At 72.0% G+C, this 17414-nt stretch carries 13 protein-coding genes; 6 read left to right on the top strand and 7 right to left on the bottom strand.

Going from position 1 to position 17414, the window contains the following annotated elements; genetic code table 11:
* The first annotated feature begins 145 nt into the window (after positions 1-145).
* The 3 genes from JGR64_RS09145 (at position 146) to JGR64_RS09135 (ending at position 2964) form a co-directional block, all read left to right on the top strand.
* Positions 146-895: a DUF72 domain-containing protein gene (locus JGR64_RS09145; protein ID WP_199373047.1), complete on the top strand. Its 750-nt coding sequence runs from the start codon at positions 146-148 to the stop codon at positions 893-895.
* A 74-nt stretch (positions 896-969) separates the two neighbouring features.
* The gene (locus tag JGR64_RS09140) at positions 970-1308 is read left to right on the top strand and encodes a hypothetical protein (RefSeq protein ID WP_199373046.1); all 339 of its coding nucleotides are present in this window, start codon (positions 970-972) and stop codon (positions 1306-1308) included.
* Between the two features lie 27 nt (positions 1309-1335).
* Positions 1336-2964, top strand: a complete 1629-nt coding sequence (locus tag JGR64_RS09135) for an acyl-CoA dehydrogenase family protein (protein ID WP_199373045.1) — start codon at positions 1336-1338, stop codon at positions 2962-2964.
* Between the two features lie 46 nt (positions 2965-3010).
* Here JGR64_RS09135 and JGR64_RS09130 read toward each other — a convergent pair whose 3' ends face one another.
* The 4 genes from JGR64_RS09130 to JGR64_RS09115 are packed head-to-tail and all read right to left on the bottom strand — an operon-like array spanning position 3011 to position 7033.
* Positions 3011-4867 (bottom strand): ABC transporter transmembrane domain-containing protein, encoded by a 1857-nt coding sequence (locus JGR64_RS09130; protein ID WP_199373044.1) that lies wholly within the window; start codon positions 4865-4867, stop codon positions 3011-3013.
* On the bottom strand, positions 4867-5454 hold the full coding sequence (locus JGR64_RS09125) for a YigZ family protein (protein ID WP_199373043.1): 588 nt from the start codon (positions 5452-5454) through the stop codon (positions 4867-4869). Before JGR64_RS09125 ends, JGR64_RS09130 begins: the two co-directional genes overlap by 1 nt.
* The gene (locus JGR64_RS09120) at positions 5454-6413 is read right to left on the bottom strand and encodes a hypothetical protein (RefSeq protein ID WP_199373042.1); all 960 of its coding nucleotides are present in this window, start codon (positions 6411-6413) and stop codon (positions 5454-5456) included. The genes JGR64_RS09125 and JGR64_RS09120 overlap by 1 nt, the downstream gene beginning before the upstream one ends.
* Entirely contained in the window at positions 6410-7033 is a 624-nt protein-coding gene (locus JGR64_RS09115) for an RNA polymerase sigma factor (protein ID WP_199373260.1), read from the bottom strand. Before JGR64_RS09115 ends, JGR64_RS09120 begins: the two co-directional genes overlap by 4 nt.
* Before the next feature lie 168 nt (positions 7034-7201).
* Here JGR64_RS09115 and JGR64_RS09110 point away from each other — a divergent pair, with 168 nt between their 5' ends.
* Positions 7202-10093 carry an EAL domain-containing protein gene (locus JGR64_RS09110; RefSeq protein WP_343225141.1) on the top strand — a complete coding sequence of 964 codons (2892 nt, stop codon included), beginning with the start codon at positions 7202-7204 and terminating at the stop codon, positions 10091-10093.
* 31 nt (positions 10094-10124) lie between these two features.
* Here JGR64_RS09110 and JGR64_RS09105 read toward each other — a convergent pair whose 3' ends face one another.
* From JGR64_RS09105 to xseA, 3 genes are all read right to left on the bottom strand, one after another.
* On the bottom strand, positions 10125-11822 hold the full coding sequence (locus JGR64_RS09105) for a VWA domain-containing protein (RefSeq protein WP_199373041.1): 1698 nt from the start codon (positions 11820-11822) through the stop codon (positions 10125-10127).
* 62 nt (positions 11823-11884) lie between these two features.
* Complete coding sequence (locus JGR64_RS09100; protein ID WP_234447021.1) at positions 11885-13276, bottom strand: aldehyde dehydrogenase family protein; 1392 nt, start codon at positions 13274-13276, stop codon at positions 11885-11887.
* Between the two features lie 180 nt (positions 13277-13456).
* Entirely contained in the window at positions 13457-14800 is a 1344-nt protein-coding gene (gene xseA / locus JGR64_RS09095) for an exodeoxyribonuclease VII large subunit (RefSeq protein WP_199373039.1), read from the bottom strand.
* A 559-nt stretch (positions 14801-15359) separates the two neighbouring features.
* Here xseA and ispG point away from each other — a divergent pair.
* On the top strand, positions 15360-16652 hold the full coding sequence (gene ispG, locus JGR64_RS09090; RefSeq protein ID WP_199373038.1) for a flavodoxin-dependent (E)-4-hydroxy-3-methylbut-2-enyl-diphosphate synthase: 1293 nt from the start codon (positions 15360-15362) through the stop codon (positions 16650-16652).
* On the top strand, positions 16627-17355 hold the full coding sequence (locus tag JGR64_RS09085; protein ID WP_199373037.1) for a phosphatase PAP2 family protein: 729 nt from the start codon (positions 16627-16629) through the stop codon (positions 17353-17355). The genes ispG and JGR64_RS09085 overlap by 26 nt, the downstream gene beginning before the upstream one ends.
* Positions 17356-17414 lie beyond the last annotated feature (59 nt).

Genomic DNA, 17414 nt, shown 5'->3' with positions numbered 1-17414 from the left:
ATCGCCACGGTGGGTGACACGCATGTCAACGCGTGGTGCCTGCCCGTGCGCCTGGCACCGGCTCGTCGCCGCATCCGTGGCTTCACCGAGTCACGGGAGGACGGATGTTATCGGTTGTGCCGACGCCTCTCGATCCGGTCCGCGCATGCCACGTTCCCCTGCCGCCAGCACCGCGGTCCGCACCGGCACCGCCGGCTGGTCGATCGCCGCCGGCCATCGCCAGCTGTTCGCTGCCGGTGACAGCATGCTCGCCACCTACGCGAGCCGCTTTGCGATGGCGGAGATCAACTCTTCGTTCCACCGTCCGCACCGAAGGGCCACATACGAGCGCTGGGCGGCCACGGTGCCCGCAGGCTTCCAGTTCTCGGCCAAGCTGCCGAGGACGATTACCCATGACCAGCGCCTGCAGGGCAGCGGCCCGCTGCTCGATGCCTTCCTCGACCAGGCCGGTGGGCTGGGCGACAAGCTCGGCTGCCTGCTGGTGCAGCTGCCGCCGAGCCTCGCGTTCGATGGCCGCGTGGCGGCCACGTTCTTCGCCATGCTGCGCCGGCGCTGGGCGGGCGGCATCGCCTGCGAGCCACGCCACGCCAGCTGGTTCGCGCCGCGCGTCGACGCGCTGTGGCAGCGGCACCACATCGCACGGGTTGCGGCGGATCCGGCGCCGGTCGCGGCAGCGGCGGAACCGGGTGGCGACCCGTCGCTGCGCTACTGGCGCTGGCATGGCGCGCCGCGGATCTACTACAGCGATTACGACGCCGAAGCGCTGGCCGCGCTCGCGGCGCGCGTGGTCGCCTCGACGCCGCGCGGAAGCGCGGCCTGGGTCGTGTTCGACAACACCGCGCACGGCCATGCCACGCCGAATGCCGCCGCATTTCAGGCCCTAGCGGTCAGCTGACGCGCCGGGGCGTGCATGCCTTCACCGCTGCGACTACGCTGTGCATCGTTTCCGAACCCAGGCGGACAGCCCCCATGGCAATCCCTGAATCCGACATCCAGCCCGGCTGGATCTACAGCACCACCCGCAAGCAGGAGCGCCTGGTGCTGGGCCGCGACCGCGACGGCCGCATCGTCTACGTGTCCAAGGGCCGCAACATCGCCGGGCCGTTCCTCAACTGCCACGTGCGGATCACCGCCAAGCAGTTCGCGGACCGCGCGACCGGCAAGCTGCGTTTCATCGACGACGTGAAGCCGTACATCATCGCCAACAAGGCGACCACGGTCGTCGTGGGGCCGCAGCCGCGCCGCGGTGGCGTGGTGCCGGAGCACATGCTGACCTCCCCGGCGCGCGGGACCGGCGCAGCCGACTGACCCGTAGCACCCGGAGGGGAGCGCGCCATGGGCACGCATGTCGTCGACAACCAGCCGCCGGAGTTCGCGCCGCGCGACCTCTGGGCCGATGACGCCGTCCTGCGCGAAGCGCTGGCGCGCGAGGGCGCGGCGTCATTCGCGTCGCGCGTGGCCGGGTATGGCGCGATCGCCGGCGGCGAGCTGCTGGCGCTGTCGCACGACGCCCATCGCGACCGCCCGCGGCTGCGCACGCACGACCGCTTCGGCCAGCGCATCGACGTGGTGGAGTTCCACCCCAACTACCACCGGCTGATGCAGGTCGCGGTGGAGCACGGTGTCGCCGGCCTGTCCTGGGCGCAGCCCGGCGCGGGTGCCCACGTCGCGCGCGCGGCGCTGAGCTACCTGCACCATCAGGTGGAGCCCGGTACCAGCTGCCCGCTGACCATGACCCATGCCGCGGTGCCGGCCCTGCGCCAGGCCCCGGCGCTGCGGGAGTGGGCGGACAAGGTCGCGAGCTGCCGCTACGACGCGTCGGATGTCGCCATCCACACCAAGCCGGGCGTCACCATCGGCATGGGCATGACCGAGAAGCAGGGCGGCAGCGACGTACGCGCCAATACCACCACCGCCACGCCGCTCGCCGATGGCGATGCCGTGGCGGGCGATGCCTACGCGCTGCGCGGGCACAAGTGGTTCTTCTCGGCGCCGATGTCCGACGGCTTCCTGGTGCTGGCGCAGGCGGCGGGTGGATTGAGCTGCTTCCTCATGCCGCGGCGCCTGCCCGACGGTGGCCGCAACGCATTCACGCTGATGCGCCTCAAGGACAAGCTCGGCGACTGGTCGAACGCGTCGTCGGAGGTGGAATTCCAGGGTGCGACCGCGTGGCGCGTGGGCGACGAGGGCCGCGGCGTGGCGACGATCCTGCAGATGGTGATGCTCACGCGCCTCGACTGCATGCTCGGCTCCGCTGCCGGCACGCGCATGGCGCTGGCGCAGGCGATCCACCATTGCCGGCACCGCAGCGCGTTCGGCAAGCGCCTCGCGGAGCAGCCGCTGATGCGCAACGTGCTGGCCGACCTGGCGATCGAATCCGAGGCCGCGCTGGCGCTGGCGATGCGCGTGGCGCGGGCCGTGGATGCCGCGCCTCACGATCCGCGCGAGGCTGCATTCGCGCGCGTCGCCACCGCGGTCGGCAAGTACTGGATCTGTCGCCGCGCGCCGGCGCTGGTCAACGAAGCGCAGGAATGCCTGGGCGGCGCCGGCTACATCGAGGAATCGCTGCTGCCGCGGCTGTACCGCCAGGCGCCGCTCAATTCGATCTGGGAGGGCAGCGGCAACATCCAGTGCCTCGACGTGCTGCGTGCGCTGGCGCGCGAACCGGAGGCCGGCGCGGCGCTGCTGGCCGAGGTCGACGCCGCGCGTGGCCTGCACCCGGCGCTGGACGCCGCGCTCGTGGTCTTGCGCGAGGCCCTGCCGGACGCGGGCGAGGCCGGCGCACGCCTGCTGGTCGAACGCCTCGCGCTCGCGCTGCAGGCGTCGGTGCTGCTGCGCGCCGGCAGCCCCGTGGCCGAGGCGTTCTGTCGCAGTCGCCTGGGCGGTGCGCACGGCCTGGCGATGGGTACGTTGCCGGCGGAACTGGCGACGCACGCCGCCATCGAGCGCGCGCTTCCAGGTTGAGATCCTCGCCGTGCGTGCCGCGCTTCGACGCGCGCAGCGATACCGGCTATGCGTCGACGGACGCGCCCTGGACATCCAGGAACTGCAGCCGCGCGAGCTCCGCGTACAGCCCGTTCTGCGCCATCAGCTCGGCGTGGGTGCCCTCGGCGACGATGCGCCCGGCGTCCACCACCACGATGCGGTCGGCCTTGAGCACCGTCGCCAGGCGATGCGCGACCACCAGCGTGGTGCGGCCGGCCATCAGCCGCTCCAGCGCGTGCTGCACGGCGCGCTCGCTCTGCGCGTCGAGCGCGGAGGTGGCTTCGTCGAGCAGCAGTACCGGCGCGTCGCGCAGCAATGCGCGGGCGATCGCGATGCGCTGCTGCTGGCCACCGGACAGGCGCGCGCCGCGTTCACCCAGCTGTTCGTCGTAGCCGGCGGGCAGGGCGGTGATGAAGTCGTGCGCCTCGGCAGCGCGCGCTGCGGCTTCCACCTCGGCGTCGCTGGCCTCCAGGCGGCCGTAGCGGATGTTGTCGCGCGCGCTGGCGGCAAAGATCGTCGGCTGCTGCGGCACCACGGCGATCGCGCCGCGCAGCGCGAGCGGGTCGAGCGTGCGCAGGTCCACGCCGTCCAGCGTCAGCGTGCCCGACTGCGGGTCGTAGAAGCGCAGCAGCAGCGAGAACACCGTGCTCTTGCCGGCGCCCGACGGGCCGACCAGCGCGACGGTCTCGCCGGGTGCCACGGCCAGCGTGAAGCCGTGCAGTGCCGGCATGTCCGGGCGCGACGGATAATGGAAGGTGACGTCGCGCAGCGCGACCTCGCCGCGCACCGGCTGCGGCAGCACGGCCGGTGCTGCAGGTGTCGCGACGAGCGCGCGTTCGTCAAGCAGTTCGCTGATGCGCCCCATGCCGCCGGCGGCTTTCTGCAGTTCGTTCCAGACCTCGGCCAGCGCGCCCACCGAGCCGCCGCCGAACAGCGCGTACAGCACGAACTGGCCTAGCGTGCCCGCGGTCATGGTGCCGCCGGCCACGTCGTGCGCGCCCGACCACAGCACCAGCGTGATCGCGCCGAACACCGCGGTGATGGCGACCGCAGTCACCATCGCCTGCACGGTGATGCGGCGACGCGCGGTCGCGACCGACATGGCCACGGCGGCGCCGAAGCGCGTGCGCTCGTGTTCCTCGCGGGCATGTGCCTGCACCGTGGACACCGCGCCCAGGGTCTCGTTGGCGAGTGCGTTGGCATCGGCGATGCGGTCCTGGCTCTGCCGCGAGATGCGCTGCAGGCGGCGGCCGCCCAGCACCAGCGGCAGCACGAAGAGCGGGATGCCGACCAGGGTCCACAGCGCCAGCCTGGGGCTGGTGACCACCATCATCGCCACGCTGCCCAGCACCATCACCGTGCTGCGCAGGGCCACCGACATGCTGGTCGCCACCACGCTGCGCAGCAGCTCGGTATCAGCCGTGAGGCGCGAGACCAGCTCGCCGGAGCGGCTGCGCGAGAAGAAGGCCTGGTCCAGCCCGATCAGATGCCCGTACAGCTGGTTGCGCAGGTCGGCGACCACCCGCTCGCCGAGCAGCGACACGAAGAAGAACCGTGCCGCCGTGGCCAGCGCCAGCGCCACCGCGACAGCAAGCAGCAGGCCGAAGGCGGCGTCGATGCCGGAGCCGCTGGCAAAGCCGCGGTCGATCATGAAGCGCACCGCCACCGGCAGGCTGAGCGTGGCGGTGCTGGACGCGATCAGCGCGAGCAGCCAGGCCACCAGCAGGCCCTTGTGCCGCGCCAGGAACGGCAGCAGGCCGCGCAGGCTTGCGAACGGCGCCTTGCGGTCGCCGACGGGCGTCGTGTCGCCGGGTGGCGCGTTGCTGCCGTCGGCTGCGGGGGGTGGGCTTGCCTGCCGGGACGTTTGCGAGAATCGGGCCATCAGCCATTGTCGCCGATGCGCACGCGGTCGCGGGTGGCGTCGCGCAGCCGCGTACGGAAGCCTTCCACGGCATCCACAGGCAGCCGCAGATGGAAGTGCGCACCGTCGGCGTCGAAGGTCTCCGCCAGCTTTTCGACGGCGAATGCCGCAAGCGCCGCATGCACTTCGCCGCAGTCGGCGAAGCCGCAGGCCACGCGCAGCTCCACCATGTCGATGACGTCGCGCCGCGGCGCCGTGCGCAGGCACTCGGCGGCCGCGCCGCCATAGGCGCGCACCAGGCCGCCGGCGCCGAGCTTGATGCCGCCGTACCAGCGCGTCACCACCACCGCCACGCCGTCCAGCCCCTGGCCATCGATGGCGGCGAGGATCGGGCGACCGGCGGTGCCGGCGGGTTCGCCATCGTCGCTGGAGCGGTAGCCGGCGCCGATCCGCCACGCCCAGCAGTTGTGGGTGGCATCGGGCACCGACACGGCGGCCATGAACGCGACCGCTTCGTCGGCCGATTCCACCGGCGCGGCGTGGGCGAGGAAGCGGCTGTGGCGGACGAGGATCTCGTGGGTCGCGGGCGCGGCCAGGGTGGTGCGCATTACGGCAGCAGCACCCGCAGGTCGCGCGGCACGGCCACGTCGGGATAGCGGCGGCGGAATTCGTCAAAGCTGGCGCGTGCCTCGGCGTAGCGCTCTTCGGCCACCAGCTCGCGGATGCGCGCCAGCCACGCCTCGCGCACTTCCGGGGCGTCGGCCGAGGCCGGAGGGGCATCGTCCAGCGGCTGGTCGTACGCGTGGTCGTCTTCCACCGGCGGCGGAGGCGCGGGCGCTGCTTTCGCGGCTGCCGCCGCGGCGGGACGTGCCGCGTCCTGTGGCGTGCGCATCGCACGCCGTTGCGCGGCGTCTGCAGCTTCGTCCTCGGCCCGGCGCAGGCGCTCGGCGTCGGCCTGCTGTCCGGCTTCGCGTCGCGGAGCGACAGCGGCGGCCGTGGGCTCCGGCGCGTCGAACACGACAGGCGCCGGCGGCGGTGGCGCTGGCGGAGCAGGCGGCATCTCCATCACGGGCGTTGCGTCATCGGGCGGTGCGGAAGGTGTGCCGGATGCGGCCATCGACCGCGCGGCTGCCGGTCGCGGCTCGGCGCGCGACGCTGCGTCCTGGGTGGTGTCGGCTGGTGCGCTGCTGGCGGGCGCCGCCACCTGCAGCTCCGCGGCAGGCGCCGGGCGTGACGGGGCATCGCCCATGTCGCGGGACGCAGCCGCGCGCGGCGCTTCGTCCGGTACTTCGATCGCGTCGCCCTGCGGACGGATCTGCCAAGCCACGCCGACGGCAAGCACCAGCGACGCCGCCAGACCCGCACCGGTCGCCCACGCCATGCGCGGGCGACGGGTACGGCGTGGCGCCACGGCAGTCTCGTCGCGCGCCGCCTTGCGTGCCGTTGCCAGGATCGCGGCATCCAGCGTGGGCGACGGCCCGGTGGACGGCCGGTCGCGCGCGAGCAACGCCGCGAACTCGCGCTCCTCGTGGTCCAGCGGGGTTCCGGGTGGAGGGACGCGGCTCATGCCGGGCGCTCCTGCGCGGCAACGGACGCGGCAGGGCCGTCACCGCCATCGGCGGGTTGCAAGCGCTGGCGCAGCTTGTCCATGGCGTAGCGCAGCCGCGACTTGACGGTTTCGCGGCCGACGCCGGTGATCACGCCGATCTCCTCGAGGCTGAGCTCCTGCTCCAGGCGCAGCACCAGGACCTCGCGTTGTTCGGGCGGCAGGGCATCCAGCGCCAGCTGCAGGCTGCGGCGCGATTCGAACGCCGACAGATTGCGTTCCGGCGTGTCCGGATCCTCCACGCGTTCGGTGCGCAGGTCTGCATCCGCAGGCGCGGGCGGGCGATGCTGCATCGACCGCCAGTGATCGTTCATGCGGTTGTGCGCGATGCGATAGAGCCACGTTGAAAAGCCGGCATCGGGTCGCCAGTCCCGGCGCGCGGCGATCACGCGCTGCCAGGTGTCCTGGAACACTTCGTCGGCCAGCCCGGGGTCGCGCAGCAGGCGCAGCAGGTAGCGGTGCAGGCGCTGGCGATGGCGCGCGTACAGACGCTCGAACGCAGCGACATCACCGCCTGCCCAGGCCAGCATCAGCGTCTCGTCGCTGCCTTCGGAACCGTCGTTGGCGGCGCGCTCGTCCATCGCCGCGAGGGTACGGGTTGCGCGCCGCGGCGGGAAGCCCGTGCGGCTCGCCGCGCGACCATGCATCATGCGCGGACCGGTCGTGGGGGGCGGCCTGGATGCCTTGCCGGCCGCGGGCGCGTTCAGCGTTCTTCCTGAAGGGTTCTCGTGTGGGAGGAGAGGTCGCGCGTGCAGGCAGTGCTGGATCTTCCGATAGTGGCCACGCCGCGCGAGGGCGACCTTGCGGGGCTCGCGGACGTGCTCGCGCAATCGCTGCCCACCGGGTCGGGCGTGGTGGTGTGCTGGAGCGATCCGCGCATCGGCGTCGGCATGTCGGCGGTCGAGGGGGTGCCGGCGGCGCTGCGTGCCCACGCGCTGGCATTGACCGGCGGTGAAGCGCACGCCGGCGACGGCGCGGCGATCGACGAGGCATGGAGCAGCGGCGGGGCCTCCCTGGCCATCGCCGCACGGCTGCCCGAACCGCTCACGCCCGCCTCGCTCGACGCCTGGCGGGCGCTGGCGCGGCGCGTGGTCACCGCCACGCTGTCGGCGGCCCAGGGCGAAGCGCGCATCGCATCGCTGCAGAAGTCCGAACGCCTGCAGCAGGCGCTCTACGAGATCGCGGACGTCGCCGGCTCCGGACTGGACATGCAGGACGTACTGGCGCGCATCCACGGCGTGGTCGGCGGCCTCATGTCGGCCGAGAATTTCTACATCGTGCTCTACGACGATGTCCGCGAAACCGTCCGCTTCCTGTACTTCGCCGACCAGCGTGATCCCTGGGTGGCTGAGCCGGACACCGAGATCGCGCTGTCCGACATCCCCAACAGCCTGACGGTGGCCATGCTGCGCCATGGCCAGCCGCTGCTCGGGCCGTCGGCGCGCATCCGCCGCCAGCTCAACGTCGATCGCGACCAGTTCCATGGCCCCGACAGCGCGGACTGGCTCGGCGTGCCGATGCGCCGCGACAGCCGCGTCAGTGGCGCGATCGTGGTGCAGAGCTACGACAAGCCCGATTGCTACAGCGACGAGGACCGCGTGCTGCTGGAGTTCGTGGCCCAGCACATCCTGACCGCGCTGGACCGCAAGCACGCACACGCCGAGCTCGAGCGCCGCGTCGACGCGCGCACGCGCGAACTGCAGCGGGCCAACCAGGTGCTGCAGGCGGAGATCGTCGAGCGCCAGCGCGCCGAGCGCCTGCAGCGCGCGCTGTTCCGTATCAGCGAGCTGTCCGTCACCGCCGGCAGCGTGGAAAGGTTCTACGCCGACCTCCACGCCGTGGTGGGCGAGTTGCTGTACGCGCGCAACTTCTACATCGCCATGGTGTCGGCCGACGGCAAGCACATCGAGTTCCCGTACTCGGTCGACGAACGCGACGTCGTGCGCCGGCGGCGGCGGATGACCAAGGGGCTGAGCGAGTACGTGATCGAACACGGCCGCGCGCTGCTTGCCGACCGCGCCAGGATCGCGGAGCTCGAAGCCAGTGGCGAGCTCCGCCACCACGGCAGCCTGGCCTACTGCTGGCTCGGCGTGCCGCTGTCGCGCGATGGCGTGGTGGTGGGCGTGATCGCGGTGCAGAGCTATTCGCCCGACATCGGCTTCAGTGGGCGCGACCAGGGGCTCCTGACCTTCGTCGCCGACCACATCGGCGGTGCGCTGGCGCGAAAGCGCACGCAGGAGCACCTCAAGGCCGCGCACGCCGAGCTCGAGTCGCGCGTGGAGGCGCGCACCCGCGAGCTCGAGAGCGCCAACCGCGAGCTGCGCGCGCAGGTGGGCGAGCGCCTGCGCGCCGAAGAACGCCTGATCCACCAGGCGCGCCACGACCACCTCACCGGCCTGCCCAACCGCACCTACCTGCTGGAATCCCTGGACACCGCCGTGGCCGAGACGCGCAGCCAGGCGCGCGGGCCGTTCGCGGTGCTGTTCCTCGACCTGGACCGCTTCAAGCTGGTCAACGACAGCGTGGGCCACGCCGCCGGCGACGAGATGCTGGTGGAAGCCGGCCGGCGCATCGGCAGCATGCTGCGCGACGGAGACGTGGTCGCGCGGCTCGGGGGCGACGAGTTCGCGGTGCTGCTGGCCGACGCCGCCGACGGCGACGTGGCGCAGGGCGTCGCGGCGCGCATCCTCGCCGCGCTGGGCGAGCCGATGTGGATCGCCGGGCGCGAGCTGTTTCCGTCGGCCAGCGTCGGCATCGCCCTGTGGCAACCACGCTACCGCCACGGCGAGGACCTGCTGCGCGATGCCGACGCGGCGATGTACCGCGCCAAGGCGCGCGGGCGCGACCGCAGCGAGCTGTTCGACGAGAACATGCGCGCCGAGGCGACGCGCCTGCTGGACCTCGAAGCCGACCTGCGGCGCGCGATCCTGACCGACGCATTCGAGCCGTACTTCCAGCCGATCGTCGACCTGTCCAATGGAGAAGTCGTTGGCCACGAAGCGCTGCTGCGCTGGAACCACGAGCAGCGCGGCCCGCTGCAGCCGTCCGAGTTCATCGGCGTCGGCGAGGACAGCGGCCTGATCGAGCAGGTGGACTGGCTGCTGTACCGGCGCGTGTTCGAATGGATGACCCGCGTCCAGCGCGGCCACGTCTCCATCAACGTCTCGCCGCGCCACTTCCACTCGGAGAATTTTGCCGAGCGCCTGCTGCAGATGCTCGACGACGCCGGCGCCGACCCCGCGCGGCTGCGCATCGAGATCACCGAGGTCGCGCTGCTCGACGACGCGCCGCGCGCGCTGCGCATGCTCAACAGCCTGCGCGAACGCGGCGTACTGGCGTTGCTCGACGATTTCGGCACCGGGTTCTCGGCACTGTCGTACCTGCACCGCTTCCCGATCCACGCGCTGAAGATCGACCAGAGCTTCGTGGCGGGCCTCGACGGCGAGATGCATCCCGAGAGCCTGGCGCTGGTGCGCGCGATCCTGGTGCTTGCGCGCACGCTGGGCATCCAGACCGTCGGCGAAGGCGTGGAAACCACCGCGCAGGCACAGACGCTCAAGCAGCTCGGCTGCACCTATGGCCAGGGCTACCTGTTTGGACGCCCGCTGCCTGCACCGGCCACGGGGCACCGGCCGCGCTGAGCGTGGACGGCCGGTGCCCGCGGCCATCGCTTCAGTCGGCCGGGCGCGCGACGTCGCCACCGGTGGCGATGCGGCCGGCTTCGACCAGCTCCGCGAACTCCGCGCGCAGGCCCCAGCGGTCTTCTCCGCGGCTGGCGCGCGCGCTGCGCGCGATGGCATCCCAGTCCCAGCCCTCGATATTGCGCCCGCCGCGCAGCGCGTCGGCGAACGCCGCCACGGTGGCCGCGAAGCGCATCGACGCGCTGGCCTCGGCGCGGATCGCGTCGCGACGCACGGGCACCTCGATCAGGCGGCTGTCATCCTCGCCCGGGCGCTTGTAGCGCAGGCGCAGGTGCGCGAGTTCGTCGCCGCGCGCGGGCTGCGCCTGCGTGGCGCCGTAGCGCAGCGCCGGCAGGCGTTCGGCGCCCGACCCGACCAGGGTGACCTCGTACAGCGCGGTGACCTCGTGGCCGGCGCCGATGTCGCCGGCGTCAACCCGATCGTTGGCGAAGTCCTCGCGCTGCAGCATGCGGTTCTCGTAGCCGACCAGGCGGTACTCGGAGACCACCGCCGGGTTGAACTCGACCTGCACCTTGACGTCGCGCGCGATGGTCAGCAGCGTCGCCGACATCTCCTCCACCAGCACCTTGCGGGCCTCGAGCACGGTGTCGATGTAGGCGTGGTTGCCGTCGCCGACATCGGCCAGGCGCTCGGCCATCGCGTCGTTGTAGTTGCCCTGGCCGAAGCCGAGCGTGGTCAGCGCGATGCCGGACTTGCGCTGGTCGCCGACCAGCGTCTCCAGCGCCGCGCGGTCGACCGTGCCGACGTTGAAGTCGCCGTCGGTGGCCAGGATCACGCGGTTGGCGCCGCCGGCCACGAAGCCCTGGCGCGCCATCGCATAGGCGAGCGTGATGCCTTCGCCGCCGTTGGTGCTGCCGCCGGCCTGCAGGCGCTCCAGCGCGGCGATGATCTCGCCCTGGCGGTTGCCGGGCGTCGGCGGCAGCACCAGGCCGGCGGAGCCGGCGTAGGCCACGATCGACACCCTGTCCTGCGCACGCAGCTGCGCGGCCAGCGCCGCGAATGCCTGCTTCAGCAGCGGCAGCTTGTCTTCGGAATGCATCGAGCCGGAGGTGTCGACCAGGAACACCAGGTTGGCGGGAGGCAGCTCCGCCTTCGGCACGTCATAGCCCTTCAGGCCGACCATCATCAGGTGGCGCTTCGGGTTCCACGGTGCCGGGGCGATCTCGATGGTCGCGCGGAAGGGCACGTCGCGACTGGCCGGAGCCGCATGGCCATGACGGAAGTAGTTGATGAACTCCTCGGCGCGCACCGCGTCCGCCGGCGGGCGCACGCCCCGGCGCAGCATGCGGCGCACGTTGCTGTAGCTGCCGGTGTCGACGTCCACCGAGAAGGTCGACACCGGCTGCTCGGACACGCGCTGCACCGGGTTGTCGGTGCGTGCGGCGTACTGCTCTGTGTTGGCGGGCGGGGGGGCGTACATCGGCGGTGCAGGGGGCGGAGACGGCATGTACGCGCGCTGTGCCGCCGCCGCGGTGCGCTCGACGCGCTCGCGGGCCATCGCGTCGGCCGCCATGGCCCGCTGCTGCCCGCTCTCCATCGCCGTAGTCGGGGCAGGCGCATCGAAGATCACCGGGGGTGCCGAGGGCGCGGCCGCCTCGTGCTTCGCCGACTGGCAGGCCGCGAGCAGCAGGGTGGCGGCCAGTGCGGTGGCCAGGGTGTGTCGGTTCATGGGCGGCTCCTGAGGTGGACCCCCAAGCCAACGCGCACCTGGCGTGAACGGGGTTGGGCGCCTCAGGCGGGGTCGCGGATCACCAGCAGGCGCGGCTCGGTCATGTCCTCGATCGCACTGCGCACGCCCTCGCGGCCAAGGCCAGAGCCGCGCACGCCGCCATAGGGCATGTTGTCGACGCGGAAGCTGGGCACGTCGCCGACCACAACGCCGCCGACTTCGAGCGCGTCCCAGGCGCGCATGGCGTGCGCGAGGCTGGCGGTGAACACGCCCGCCTGGAGGCCGAAATCGCTGTCGTTGGCGCGTGCCAGCGCGTCCTCGAACTCATCGAACGGTTCGATGCACGCCACCGGCCCGAACGCCTCCTGGCGCATGAGTTCGGCTGTCCGCGGAACGTTCTCGAGCAGCGCCGCGGGCAGCATGTTGCCGACGCGCGCGTCGCCGGCCAGCTGCTTCGCGCCCGCCTTGCGCGCGGACTGGATCCACGCGTCCACGCGCTTCGCCGCCGCCTCGTCGATCATCGGCCCGATCACCGTGCGCTCGTCGCGCGGGTCGCCCATGCGCAGCGCCGCCACCGCGGCCTTGAGCTTGCGGCGCAGCGCCGGATACAGCGAGGCATGCACGTAGATGCGCTGCACGCTGATGCAGCTCTGCCCGGACTGGTAGTAGGCGCCGAACACGAGGCGCTCGACGATGTGGTCGAGGCTTGCGCCAGGGTCGGCGTCGACGATGCAGGCCGCGTTGCCACCGAGCTCCAGCGTCACCTTCTTGCGCCCGGCACGCGCCTTCAGCTCCCAGCCGACCAGGCCACCGGTGAAGCTCAGCAGCGCGATGCGCTCGTCTTCCACGAGCGCCGAGGCCGCGGCGTTGTCGCAGGGCAGCACCGAAAACGCGCCCTTGGGCAGCTCGGTTTCGGCCAGCACCCCGGCGATGATCAGCGCGCCCACCGGCGTTTTCGCCGCCGGCTTGAGCACGAACGGACAGCCTGCGGCGATCGCCGGCGCCACCTTGTGCGCGACCAGGTTGAGCGGGAAGTTGAACGGCGTGATGAAGCTGCAGGCGCCCACCGGTACGCGCTTGACCATGCCGCGGTAGCCGCGTGTACGCTCCGACACCTGCAGCTCCAGCACCTCGCCTTCGATGCGCGTGGCTTCGCCGGCGGCGATGCGGAAGGTATCGATGAGCCGGGTCACTTCGCCGCGCGCGTCGCGGATCGGCTTGCCGGCTTCGATGCACAGGGACTGCGCAAGCTCGTCCGCGCGTTCGCCGAAGCGCCGCACGCAGTGCTCGAGGACATCGCGGCGGGCGTCAGGCGGGAACGCGGCCATCGCCGGGCGCGCCTTGTGGGCGGCCACGATCGCCTTGCGCACGGTGCCGGCATCGGCCAGCGCCACGCGCGTGGCGCGCGTGCCGGTGTACTTGTCGAGGACATCGAGATCGGTGTTGGCCGCCACCGCGCGGTTGGCGAGGTAGTAGGGATATCTCGCGGCGAGGCCTTCGCGCTGCTTGCCGCCCGCGGCCGCGCCGTGCTTGCCGGATTTCGCCACCGTCGTTCTCCTCTGATCGCCCGTGCGCACGCACTGCAGGCGATTATGCGGAACCGCGGTGAGCACCGGGTCAGGCCGGCGCGGTGCTCATGTGTCCTCGCGCGACTCCACGCGCACGCGCAGCGCGCCATCGACCAAGCGGGCATCGAGCACGTCGCCGGCGGCGGCATCGCCCGTGGTGCGCACCACGCGGCCGTCGGCGTGCTGGAGGATCGCGTAGCCGCGCGCGACGGTGGCCAGCGGACTCACGGCCTGCAGCGAGCGCGCCAGGCCGTGCAGGCGCAGGGCGTCGTCGCGCAGCCGTCGCGCCACTGCGGCCTGTGGGCGCGGCGCCAGGGTGGCGAGGCGTTCGCGCAGCGCCGCGAGACGCCGCGCCGGGTGGGTCGCGCGCAGCACGGCATCGGCGTGGCGCAGGCCGGAGCGCCACTCCGCATCGCGCACGCGCCACGCGGCCTGCAGGCGTCGCAGTGCGTCCTGCTGGCGCTGGCCCAGTGCCAGCAGCCGCGCCTGCGGGCGCATGGCATTCAGGCGCAACGCGGCGCGGTCGGTGCGCTGCATCGCGTTGCGCAGTTGCTGCAAGTGCAGGGCGCCCAGCCGCTGGTGCAGGCCACGCACGCGGGTGCCAATGTCGACGCGGTCGGGTACCAGCAGTTCGGCGGCCACCGACGGCGTCGGTGCGCGCAGGTCGGCGGCGAAGTCGGCGAGGCTGAAATCGGTCTCGTGGCCGACCGCGGACACCACCGGTACCGGCGAGGCGGCGATCGCGCGCGCCAGGGCCTCGTCGTTGAACGCCCAGAGATCTTCCAGCGAGCCGCCGCCGCGTGCGAGCACGAGGACGTCGTAGCGGCCGCTCGCGCCCGCGCGCTCGAGCATGGTGCGGATCTGCGCTGCCGCGGCCTCGCCCTGCACGGGCACGGGCAGGACATCCACCTCGACCAGGGGGAAGCGACGGGCCAGCACGCTGAGCACGTCGCGCACCGCGGCGCCCGACGGCGAGGTGATCACGGCCAGGCGCTTCGGGTAGGCGGGCAGCAGGCGCTTGCGGGCGTCGTCGAACAGGCCTTCGGCCTGCAGGCGCGCCTTCAGTTCTTCGAAGGCCCGGCGCAGGGCACCTTCGCCTGCTTCCTCCAGCGAGTCGAGGATCAGCTGGTAGTCGCCGCGCGCTTCGTAAAGGGTGAGCCGGCCGCGGGCGATCACCTTCAGGCCGTCGCGGGGCTGGAACTTCAACCACTGGCTCTTGGGCTTGAACAGGGCGCAGCGGACCTGGGCGCGGGCATCCTTGAGGGTGAAATACAGGTGTCCGGAGGCCGGCCTGGAGACGTTGCCGAGTTCGCCTTCGACCAGGACGAACGGGAAGGCGTCCTCGAGCAGGCTGCGGGCAAGGGTGTTGAGCTGGGTCGGGGTAAGGATGTTTTCGGACGCGGCGGGCATGGCGTCAGGATACCGTGCAGCGGGGGCGGGCCTGAGCGCTGTTGGCTGGCAGGCCGTGGCCACCGGTTGTGGCAAGGGCAGGGCCGCTGGCTGGCTGGCTGGCGGTTGGCAAGAACAGCGTCCTTGGCTGGCTGGCTGGCGGATTGGTGGGTACTCCGTGGGCGACCCCCTTTTGGATCGCTGGGTGTTTCCTGGGGGCTTTGGTCGCAGCGAGGGTCTTTATGCCCACTGCGCACCCACCAACCCGCCATGGCGCGCTTCTCGCGGCCGCGGGGAAAGCACTGCCGCTCTGCCCCGGCATGCGTCAGCCGCGAGAAAGACTCGATCTTCGCGACGCTTTCCCTCAAGCCGCAGCGCCGGTGGCAGCGGAGGGTGTATGGGTACGCAGCCGGCCTAAAGGGACCGCGATGCGGGACCGCCGCGCAATACCCGCCCACCTCCCAACCCGCCACGACCCATGCAGCGGGGACCAGCCGGCGGAGTACCCGTACACCCTCCGGACCCGCCAACCAAGCGAAGGCCCCGGAACAATCACGTCGCCTGGGACTAAAATGCCCCAATGAACGCCATTCCCAGCATCCGTCACGCCGGCAGCGCCGGCAGCCTTGAAGAGTGGGCATTCGGCCCGGCGCCGCGCCGCGCCACGCGGCAGGTGCGGGTGGGGAGCGTGCTGGTCGGCGGGGATGCGCCGGTGGTGGTGCAGTCGATGACCAACACCGATACCGCGGATGTGGCGTCCACCACGAAGCAGGTGGCGGAGCTGTGGCGCGCGGGTTCGGAGCTGGTGCGGGTCACGGTGAACAATCCCGAGTCGGCCGCGGCGGTCCCGCGGATCGTCGAGAAGCTGGCGATGATGGGCATCGAGGTGCCGATCGTCGGCGACTTCCACTACAACGGGCACCAGCTGCTGGCGGCGGAGCCGGCATGTGCCGAGGCGCTGGCCAAGTACCGCATCAATCCGGGCAACGTCGGCTTTGGCCGCAAGCGCGACACGCAGTTCGCGCAGCTCATCGAGTTCGCGATGCGCCACGGCAAGCCGGTGCGCATCGGGGTCAACTGGGGTTCGCTGGACCAGTCGCTGGCCGCCGCGTTGATGGATGAGAACGCGCTGCGCGCCGAGCCCTGGGACGCGGGACGCGTGCTGCGCGAGGCGCTGATCCGCTCGGCGCTGGATTCGGCGGCGCGCGCGGTGGAGCTCGGCCTGGCGGCCGACAGGATCGTGCTCAGCTGCAAGGTCAGCGGCGTGCAGGAACTGATCGCGGTGTATCGCGACCTGGCGGTGCGCAGCGATTTCGCGCTGCACCTCGGCCTCACCGAGGCCGGCATCGGCAGCAAGGGCATCGTCGCCTCCGCCGCGGCGCTCGCGGTGCTGATGCAGGAAGGCATCGGCGACACGATCCGCATTTCGCTGACGCCCGAGCCAGGCGCGCCGCGCACGCAGGAAGTGGTGGTGGCGCAGGAACTGCTGCAGACCATGGGCCTGCGCGCGTTCACCCCGATGGTCACCGCCTGCCCGGGCTGCGGGCGCACCACGTCGGAGTTCTTCCAGGAGCTGGCCAAGGTCGTGCAGGAGCATGTGCGCGCGAAGATGCCGGAGTGGAAGATCAGCCATCCGGGCGCCGAGCACATGACGCTTGCGGTCATGGGCTGCGTGGTCAACGGCCCGGGCGAGTCGCGGCATGCCGACATCGGCATCTCGCTGCCGGGGACCGGCGAGGCGCCGTCGGCGCCGGTCTTCATCGATGGCGAAAAAGCGCTCACGCTGCGCGGCGGCAACATCGCCGCCGAGTTCGTCGGCCTGATCGACAGCTACGTCGACCGACGCTATGGCCGCGCCCCGCACGCCGGCTGAGGCGATCGGGAACCTGCTGTCGGACGCCCGCTTCGGCGCGGGTTTCCTGCAGCGCCACGGCTGGCGCCTCGTGCTGGTGTTCGTCGGTCTGCTGCTTCCGCTGTGGGGCTTCGCCGAGCTCGCCGACGAGGTGCTGGAGGGCGAGCCGTTCGATTTCGACGAGCCGATCCTGCTGTTCGCGCGCGAGGCGGCGGCGGGCGGGCTGGACCGGCTGTTCCTGCTCGCCTCCAAACTGGGCTACGAGTGGGGCGTGGTGCCGGTCGACATCCTGCTGGTGCTGGGCCTGGCCCTGGCGCGGCGGCATCGCGAGGGCCTGTTCGCAGGCGTGGCGCTGGCGGGCTCCGCGCTGCTCAACATCGCCGCCAAGCAGGCGTTCGCCCGCGACCGCCCTTCGCTGTGGGAGTCGATCGCGCCCGAGCACAATTTCAGCTTCCCGAGCGGCCACGCCATGGGGTCGATGACGCTGGCGATGGTGCTGGTCCTGCTCTGCTGGCACACGCGCTGGCGCTGGCCGCTGCTGGCAGCGATGGCGCTGTTCGTGACGCTGGTCGGGCTGTCGCGCGTCTACCTGGGGGTGCATTACCCCTCCGACATCCTCGCGGGATGGACGGCCGCGCTCGCGTGGACGGCCGCGACCTGGCTGCTTGTCAACCGCAGGGTGGCGCCGGCTGACGCACAGGGCTTGCGACAGCCCGCGGAGTAACGGATGCTCGGCGGCGGTGGACCGTGACGACAGTCACGATCAGCCGATGCCGGGGGGCA

It is taken from the genome of Luteimonas sp. MC1572 (genome assembly GCF_016615815.1).
Classification (GTDB): Bacteria; Pseudomonadota; Gammaproteobacteria; order Xanthomonadales; family Xanthomonadaceae; genus Luteimonas.
Note: the sequence above shows the minus strand (reverse complement) of the source record. Positions and strands in the feature narration are given on the sequence as shown.

Excerpts from the sequence above, each read along its gene's own strand:
- JGR64_RS09120 (WP_199373042.1), bottom strand. The coding sequence starts at position 6,413 with ATGAGCCGCGTCCCTCCACCCGGAACCCCGCTGGACCACGAGGAGCGC.
- JGR64_RS09145 (WP_199373047.1), top strand. The coding sequence starts at position 146 with ATGCCACGTTCCCCTGCCGCCAGCACCGCGGTCCGCACCGGCACCGCC.
- JGR64_RS09115 (WP_199373260.1), bottom strand. The coding sequence starts at position 7,033 with ATGGACGAGCGCGCCGCCAACGACGGTTCCGAAGGCAGCGACGAGACG.
- ispG (WP_199373038.1), top strand. The coding sequence starts at position 15,360 with ATGAACGCCATTCCCAGCATCCGTCACGCCGGCAGCGCCGGCAGCCTT.
- JGR64_RS09085 (WP_199373037.1), top strand. The coding sequence starts at position 16,627 with ATGGCCGCGCCCCGCACGCCGGCTGAGGCGATCGGGAACCTGCTGTCG.
- JGR64_RS09135 (WP_199373045.1), top strand. The coding sequence starts at position 1,336 with ATGGGCACGCATGTCGTCGACAACCAGCCGCCGGAGTTCGCGCCGCGC.
- JGR64_RS09130 (WP_199373044.1), bottom strand. The coding sequence starts at position 4,867 with ATGGCCCGATTCTCGCAAACGTCCCGGCAGGCAAGCCCACCCCCCGCA.
- xseA (WP_199373039.1), bottom strand. The coding sequence starts at position 14,800 with ATGCCCGCCGCGTCCGAAAACATCCTTACCCCGACCCAGCTCAACACC.
- JGR64_RS09105 (WP_199373041.1), bottom strand. The coding sequence starts at position 11,822 with ATGAACCGACACACCCTGGCCACCGCACTGGCCGCCACCCTGCTGCTC.
- JGR64_RS09125 (WP_199373043.1), bottom strand. The coding sequence starts at position 5,454 with ATGCGCACCACCCTGGCCGCGCCCGCGACCCACGAGATCCTCGTCCGC.
- JGR64_RS09140 (WP_199373046.1), top strand. The coding sequence starts at position 970 with ATGGCAATCCCTGAATCCGACATCCAGCCCGGCTGGATCTACAGCACC.